Source organism: Actinospica durhamensis, from assembly GCF_018139695.1.
GTDB lineage: Bacteria > Actinomycetota > Actinomycetes > Streptomycetales > Catenulisporaceae > Actinospica > Actinospica durhamensis.
The window spans coordinates 1-441 of record NZ_JAGSOG010000759.1 but is presented as its reverse complement, the minus strand read 5'-3'; the positions used below and the strand labels follow the sequence as shown (position 1 = coordinate 441).

The 441-nt window shown below is 70.7% G+C and carries 1 protein-coding gene; it reads left to right on the top strand.

What is annotated here, in order from left to right; all coding sequences use genetic code 11:
- Positions 1–441 (top strand): CoA-transferase (locus KDL01_RS46505; protein WP_281415873.1); only part of this gene is annotated, 441 nt, incomplete at both ends.

Genomic DNA, 441 nt, shown 5'->3' with positions numbered 1-441 from the left:
ATCCTGCAGAGCGAGAACGGCATCCTGGGCATGGGCCCGGCGCCGGCCGCCGGCGAGGAGGACTACGACCTGATCAACGCGGGCAAGCAGCCCGTCACCCTGCTGCCGGGCGGCGCGTACTTCCACCATGCCGACAGCTTCGGGATGATGCGCGGCGGCCACCTGGACATCTGCGTGCTGGGCGCCTTCCAGGTGTCGGCCACGGGCGACCTGGCCAACTGGAGCACCGGCGAGCCCGGCGCCATCCCCGCCGTGGGCGGCGCGATGGACCTCGCGATCGGCGCCAAGCAGACCTGGGTGATGATGGACCTGCTCACCAAGCAGGGCCAGCCGAAGATCGTCGCGCAGTGCACCTACCCGCTCACCGGCATCGGCTGCGTGAAGCGCATCTACACCGACCTGGCCACGCTGGCCTGCACGCCCGGGGGCCTGGTGTTCGTC